A 7,014-nucleotide genomic window follows, 5' to 3' on the forward strand; every position below is an offset into this window, starting at 1 on the left:
CCTGAGCCGAAAACCTCCCCTGAGAGATGACGGGAGTGGGCTGGAGGCCCGAACGGTGCAACATGGCCGCCCGATGCAGATGGCGGGCGGCCGACGGTTGATCACAGTCCACGGGGGACGACGTCCTTCCTTAGGTGACGGATACGTACAGTATAGAAGCCTCCTGCGACGGGCGGCTTGGTGGTAGGCCGCGGCGACGCTACCTTGGCAGACGAGGATCACGCGCTCTGTCCGTCTGCGGAATACTCCCCGCGGATGATCCCCCACCCCAGGCGTTTCTCTAAGCTGGCCGACATGCACGCTCTGCGCACCCTGACAGCTGGTCCCGCCGTCGTCATGCTGGGCCTGGCCGCCGCCCTTCTGCCCGCGCCGGCCGCAGCGGCGTCCGGCGATCCCACCGATGATGTGGTCCGGGATCTGTCCATCAGCATCGACCTCGACGAGGACGGGGTGATGCACGTGAAGGAGACCTACGACTGGGACTTCGGTGAGCGAGAGGGCCTGGGCTTCTTCCGCACGCTGAGCACCCAGATGCCCTCCGACGAAGGACCCCGCGTCGTCGACTATGAGGACTTCGCCCTGACCAGCCCCACCGGAGCGCCCGCCGCCGTCGCGGACATCGAGGAGTCGAGGGACGCCCTCCAGCTCAGCCTCGGGGCTCCGGAAGGGTCCGAGGACACTCGCACCGGACTGCAGACCTATGAGCTCAGCTACACCGTCCATGGTGCCGTCAACCCCTCGTCCTGGGACTGGATCGTCGCCGGTCCGGACCAGGACGTCTCCATCGAGCGGGTCACCACCGAGGTCACCGCACCGGAGGAGATACTCGACGGCGCCTGCTGGCAGGGCACCGACTCCGACCTGGACGACGGCCGCCCCTGTCCGGCAGAGATCGACGGCGAGACGATGACCGCCACGGCCACGACCCTGGAGCCGGGCGGGTGGCAGGGCGTGGAGGTCACCGTCCCGGAAGGCACCTTCTCGGCAGCGACTCCGGTCTATGCGGAGCCCACCGCCTCAGAGCGTCTCGCCGACACCATCGCCCCGGTCTCGGACCGCATCGGCACGCGGTGCTGCAGGCCTGGTGGGCCGCGGCGGCCGCGGGGGTCGCCGCCGTCGCCGGAATCTTCCTGCTGCGGCGCCGCTCCGGCCGCGATGAGCACTTCCCCCTCCTCGCTCCCGGAGCGCTCCCGGAGCCAGGGGCCACTCTGGGGATCGCGCGCCTGGAGCAGGAGCCCCCGGCCGTCCCCCGTCATGCGGTGCCGGACGACCTGAGCCCCTACGAGGCAGCCCTGCTCTGGAGGAAGTCCGCCCTGTTTCTTCCGGCCGACTTCACCACACTCACGCTGGTGGATCTGGCCGCCCGCGGCCACCTCCACCTGGAGGAGACGACTGCCGAGCACGACGACGACAGCCGCGACTGGCTGGCCTCCACCACGATCGCCGACCGGAGCGGCCTGCCCGACGATGAGCAGGATCTTCTCGCGGCCCTCGACGCCGAAGGGGACGGCGAACCGATCCGACTTTCCGAGCTGGGCGATGAGTTCTCCACCGCGGCACAGAAGGCCCAGGCGAAGGCCCTGGCCTGCTTCGACGCGCGGCACCTGCTCAGTCGGCGGTTGGGCGGAGCAGGCAGCCTGTGGGACTGGACCGCGGCCGCCGGCATCACGGTGCTGCTCGTCGTGACGATCCTCGCCTGGGCCTTGACCATGCCGACCTCGCTGAGCCTGCTGCTCACCGGGATCACCGGGGCCCTCCTCCTGCTGGGGGTCCTCTGGGCGGCGACCGCGACGATGGGCACCCGACGCACTGCACTCGGCCGGGCCCACGTGGAGCAGCTGCGCGGACTGCAGGCCGCTCAGGCCGCCGTCGTCGAGACCTCCGACGGCACGGGACCGACCTCCGAGCTGACGCCGGATCAGATCACTTCGCAGCTGCCGTACGCCATGGCTCTGGGCGAGGCGAAACGCTGGGCCGCGATCGCCGAAGGCTTCGCCGCAGCCGGTGACAGCACCCTCCGCCCCCAGGGCCTCTCGGCCGGCAGCTGGTTTCTGCTGGCCACAAGCATGCAGCATACGATCGGCGCCTCGCACAGCTCCTCCGGCGCGGGTTCAACAGGATCGCCGGGGTTCTCCGCCGGTTCCTTCGGAGGAGGCGGTGGCGTCGCCGGGCGATGATCAGTCCGACTGAGCCTGCATGGTCTCCACGATGCTCCCCCTCCACGTCCGTGATGCGCTCCGCGGCCATTCCGTCTGCCGCCGGAACCGGAGACCGACTCGACGACAAGACCTGCGCCCTCATACGGGGCAGTGCGCTCAGAGGCTGCGCAGGAGACGCACCCCGGTGCCGCCGTCCCAGCTGGCCGAGCCCTGGACCCGGAACCCGTTGCGCTCCAGCACCCGCCGGGAGGCCACGTTCCCATGGGACACCTCCGCGGTGAGAGTGCACAGCCCGTAGGAGCCGACGGCCAGCTCGCAGATCCGTCCCACCGCCCAAGTAGCCACGCCGCGTCCTGCGGCGGCCTCCGCCACCCGGTATCCGAGGCTCGCACCGCCGGCGTCGACGTCGGTCAGGTTGATCCGGCCGATGATCGGCTGCCCGCCTTCGGGACCGAGGATCACATGGAACAGATCGGTGCCCTCCTCCTGCGCGTCGAGCAGCGCGTGCAGCCGGTGGTCGAACTGCGCGAAGAAGTCGTCGCCGCGATCCGGGATGGACTGGGCGAAGTACTCGCGGTTGCGCTCCTCGAAGCTCAGCAGGCGGTCCCGGTGCGCAGCGGCCAGCAGCTCGATGCTCCACGCCATGGGCCGGATCCTTCCTGATCGCCCCCGCCGGACGATCTGCACCATCACATCACGTCTGCCTCACCACATCTGATGGTGCAGACGTGATTCTGGTGTGCAGAACGACGCCGCCTCGCCGCCGAGACACGGGCGAATCCTCCGCGTCGGGCCGGGTGAACTCCCAACGGCCCACGTTGCGAGCACAGAAAAACACAGATAAAGTCTGGTAAATCCCAACGAACGTGGGTAGAATCACACTCACGGGCACTTCCAGGAGCCACCGGCTCCGTGACCCGCCCCACCGGCAGCACCCGCCAGATCGGAGGACACGATGGCCCTGCTCGCACCCGAGCGCCACGACCGCATCCTGGCCCACCTTCGCACCCACGGCACCGTGACGGTCCAGCAGATCGCCGAAGATCTGTCCGTCACCCGCGAGACCGTCCGCAGGGACCTGGACCACCTGGAGAACGCCGGAGCCCTCCGCCGGGTCCACGGCGGTGCAGTCCCCGCCTCCCCCTCCTCTCGCACCGAGACCTCCTGGCGGGACCGGCAGGCCAGCCGCGCCGCGCAGAAGCAGGCCATCGCTCGGGCCGCCGTCGACTTCCTGCCTCCCGTCGGCACCGGCTCCCTGATGATGGACGCCGGCACCTCCACCGAGGCGCTCGCCGACCTCATCGCCGCCGAGTCACGCGACGCCGGCCCGGCCGAGTCCCGCGTGGTGATCACCAACGCCGTGCCGATCGCCCAGAAGCTCAGCGACGTCACCGCCGTCGACCTGGAGATCCTCGGCGGTCAGGTGCGGGGGCTCACCGGCGCCGTCGTCGGTGACCGCGCCCTGGAGACGCTGGCCGGCCGCCAGGCCGACGTCGCATTCATCGGCACCAACGGGATCGACGCCGAGTTCGGCCTCTCCACCCCGGACGCCGCCGAAGCAGCCATGAAAGCCGCCCTGATCCGCGCAGCCCGCACCTCCGTGCTGCTGGCTGACTCCTCCAAGCTCGGCCGCTCCACCCTCGTCCGCTTCGCCCAGCTGAAGGAGATCTCCGTGCTCATCACCGACGCCGAGCCCGACCCCGGGCTGCAGGACGCCCTGGACGCCGCCGATGTGACCGTCGTCGTGGCGGTGCCGCGATGATCCTCACCCTGACTCCGAACCCCAGTCTCGACAAGACCGTCGAACTGGACGCCCCCCTGGCTCCGGGGGCCGTGCAGCGCGCCGTCCGAACCTCCACCGAACCCGGTGGCAAAGGCGTGAACATCTCGCGCGCCCTGGTCGCCGCCGGGCAGGAGACCCTGGCGGTCCTCCCCGGAGACCACACTGACCCAGTGCTCACCGCGCTCACCCAGCTGCGCGTCCCGCATCGTGGCCTGTCCCTGAGCGAAGCGCTGCGCACCAACATCACCGTCACCGATCCGGCAGGCACCACCACGAAGATCAACGAGCCCGGCCCAGCCTTCGACGAGGTCCGGACCGAGGCGCTGCTCTCCCTCGCCCTGGACGCCGCCGAGGGCGCCAGCTGGGCGGCCCTGGCCGGCTCGCTGCCCCCGGGCGTGCCCGTCGACTTCTACGCCCAGGTCATCGGGCGGCTGCGAAGGAACCTCGGGCCGGAGGCTCCGCAGATCGCCCTGGACTCCTCCGGTCCGGCGCTCGCCCGAGCCGTGGCCGCCGAGCCGGACCTGATCAAGCCCAACGGTGAGGAGCTGCTGGAGCTGGTCACCCTGCTCACCGGCTCCAGCCCCCGCTTCTCCGACGGCCGCACCATGGAGCCCGAGGAGCTGGAGAGCCGCCCGGCCGAAGTGCTCCGCCTGGTCCGTATCGCCCAGGACCACGGCGTGCGCACCGCCCTGGTCACCCTGGGCGCCCACGGCGCCCTGCTCGTCCCCGACCGCCCTGGCGACGAGGTGCTGCGGGCCTGGGGCCCGGAGCTTCTCGCCCGCTCCACCGTCGCGCCGGCGACGCCTCCCTGGCCGGGCTGCTGCTGGCCGCTCAGCAGGGCCAAGGTCCTGCCGGCCGGCTTCGGCAGGCCGCAGCCCAGGGCCGTGCCGCCGCCGCACTCCCCGGATCGGTCATGCCGACCCCGGATGATCTCGACCTCGACGTCGTCGTCGTGGAGCCACTCTCCGTCTGACCCCGCGTCAGCCGGATCCATCCCTGGAACACCACCCCGGAACACCGCACCCGAACTGCGAGGGACCCGCCATGAAGAGCATCATCACCCCGGAGCTCGTCAGCCTCGACGAGATCCGCAGCAGCGCGAAGCGAGAGGTCATCGAGCAGCTCGCCTCCCGCATCCAGCAGGCAGGTCGTACCGCGGCCGCCGAGACCCTGGTGGCCGACGCCTGGGCACGCGAGGAGAAGTCCGCCACCGGTATGCCCGGCGGCGTGGCGATCCCCCACTGCCGCACCTCGGCCGTCACGGAGGCCACCCTGGCCTTCGCCCGACTGCCCGAGCCGGTGGACTTCGGCGCCAAGGACGGCCCTGCCGACCTGGTGTTCTTCATCGCCGCCCCCGACGGCGCCGACAAGGCTCATCTGAAGATCCTCGCCGCCCTGGCCCGCTCCCTGGTCAAGAAGGACTTCGTCGCCGCCCTGCGCGAGGCCGAGGACTCCCAGGGGGTGGTGGACCGGGTCACCGAGGCCGTCGCTCCTGCCGTGGCCGAGCTCGAGGGGGCTGCGGGTGCGCCCGCCGACACCGCCCCGGCCGCAGCCGCAGGGCACGCTGCTTCGGCCACCTCCGGGGGCCGCCGGATCGTGGCCGTGACCGCCTGTCCCACGGGGATCGCCCACACCTACATGGCCGCCGACGCCCTGAAGCAGGCCGCCGAGGAGGAGGGCGTGGAGATCCATGTGGAGACCCAGGCTCTGCCGGGGCCACCGCCCTGCCCGCCGACGTCGTCGCCGGTGCCGACGCGGTGATCTTCGCCGTCGACGTCGACGTCCGGGACAAGGCCCGCTTCGCCGGCAAGCCCGTGGTGCACGTGCCCGTCAAGCGCGGCATCGACGAGTCCGCCGCGCTGATCGACCGGGCCCTGGCGGCCGTGGACGACCCCTCCGCCCCGCGCGTCTCCGCTGAAGAGTCCGGCGAGGAGTCACATTCCGGGGCTGAGGAGAGCTTCGGCAAAAAGACCCAGCGTGTGCTGATGACCGGTGTCTCCTACATGATCCCGTTCGTCGCCGCGGGCGGTCTGCTCATCGCCCTGGGCTTCCTTCTGGGCGGCCATGACATCACGGACGTCGCCGACGACGTCGTGTTCGGCAATACTCTGTTCAATCTCCCCGACGGCGGCCTCCTCACGTACCTCGGCGCCGTCGCGTTCACCATCGGCGCCACCTCGATGGGGTTCTTGGTGCCAGCTCTCTCGGGCTACATCGCCTACGGCATGGCTGACCGCCCCGGCATCGCCCCGGGCTTCACCGCCGGCATGGTCGCCGTGTCCATGGACGCCGGGTTCATCGGCGGCATCGTCGGCGGTGTGCTGGCCGGCGCCGTCGCCGCCGGGTTCCGCCGTCTGGAGGTCCCCCGCTGGCTCGCCGGACTGATGCCGGTGGTGATCATCCCGCTCATCGCCACTCTGGTCTCCTCCGGCCTGATGTTCCTGCTGCTGGGCGGACCCATCGCCAGTCTGACCGCGTCCCTGGAGAGTTGGCTGTCCGGGATGACCGGCACGGCCGCCGTCCTGCTGGGTGTCGTCCTGGGCCTGATGATGTGCATCGACCTGGGTGGACCGATCAACAAGGTCGCCTACTCCTTTGCGGTCGCCGGCATCTCCGCGGGGTCCGTGGCCGACAACCCGGGGCCGCTGATGATCATGGCCGCGGTCATGGCCGCCGGCATGGTTCCGCCGCTGGGCCTGGCCTTGGCCACCTTCCTGGACCGGCGGCTGTTCACCCCGGTGGAGCGGGAGAACGGCAAGACCGCAGTGCTGCTGGGCGCAGCCTTCATCTCCGAGGGCGCCATCCCATTCGCCGCGGCCGACCCGCTGCGGGTGCTGCCCTCTGCGATGGCCGGCGGCGCCGTCACCGGGGCGCTGACCATGGCCTTCGGCATCACCTCGCTGGCCCCGCACGGCGGAGCCTTCGTGTTCTTCGCGATCGACTCGTTCGTGCTGTTCATCCTGGCCGTCCTGGCCGGTGCCGTGGTCACGGCCCTCTGCGTCATCGCCCTGAAGCGGTGGACCCGGCGCAGCCTGCCTGGCGCACCGGCCGCCGCCGAGCCGGCGACCGCCA

4 protein-coding genes and 2 pseudogenes are annotated in these 7,014 nt (G+C 71.0%); 5 read left to right on the plus strand and 1 reads right to left on the minus strand.

Annotation, left to right across the window (positions count from 1 at the left end; genetic code table 11):
* Positions 1-294: 294 nt before the first annotated feature.
* Both BCY76_RS20360 and BCY76_RS19900 read left to right on the plus strand, forming a co-directional pair.
* Positions 295-1,275: a DUF2207 domain-containing protein gene (locus BCY76_RS20360; RefSeq protein WP_070158422.1), complete on the plus strand. Its 981-nt coding sequence runs from the start codon at positions 295-297 to the stop codon at positions 1,273-1,275.
* Complete coding sequence (locus BCY76_RS19900; RefSeq protein WP_070158421.1) at positions 1,260-2,177, plus strand: DUF2207 family protein; 918 nt, start codon at positions 1,260-1,262, stop codon at positions 2,175-2,177. Before BCY76_RS20360 ends, BCY76_RS19900 begins: the two co-directional genes overlap by 16 nt.
* 138 nt (positions 2,178-2,315) lie before the next feature.
* Here BCY76_RS19900 and BCY76_RS08270 read toward each other — a convergent pair whose 3' ends face one another.
* The gene (locus BCY76_RS08270; protein ID WP_070158420.1) at positions 2,316-2,804 is read right to left on the minus strand and encodes a GNAT family N-acetyltransferase; all 489 of its coding nucleotides are present in this window, start codon (positions 2,802-2,804) and stop codon (positions 2,316-2,318) included.
* A 310-nt stretch (positions 2,805-3,114) separates the two neighbouring features.
* Between BCY76_RS08270 and BCY76_RS08275 the strand changes: the two genes are divergently transcribed.
* The 3 genes and pseudogenes from BCY76_RS08275 to BCY76_RS08285 all read left to right on the plus strand — a co-directional run.
* Positions 3,115-3,921 (plus strand): DeoR/GlpR family DNA-binding transcription regulator, encoded by an 807-nt coding sequence (locus BCY76_RS08275; RefSeq protein WP_139827689.1) that lies wholly within the window; start codon positions 3,115-3,117, stop codon positions 3,919-3,921.
* Positions 3,918-4,610 (plus strand): annotated as a pseudogene (locus tag BCY76_RS08280) (1-phosphofructokinase family hexose kinase); the annotation flags it as partial. The gene BCY76_RS08275 and the pseudogene BCY76_RS08280, both read left to right, overlap by 4 nt.
* Positions 4,611-4,986: 376 nt before the next feature.
* Positions 4,987-7,014, plus strand: a pseudogene (locus tag BCY76_RS08285) (PTS fructose transporter subunit IIABC); the annotation flags it as partial.

Source organism: Nesterenkonia sp. PF2B19 (assembly GCF_001758425.2).
In the GTDB taxonomy this organism is placed as follows: Bacteria; Actinomycetota; Actinomycetes; order Actinomycetales; family Micrococcaceae; genus Nesterenkonia; species Nesterenkonia aethiopica.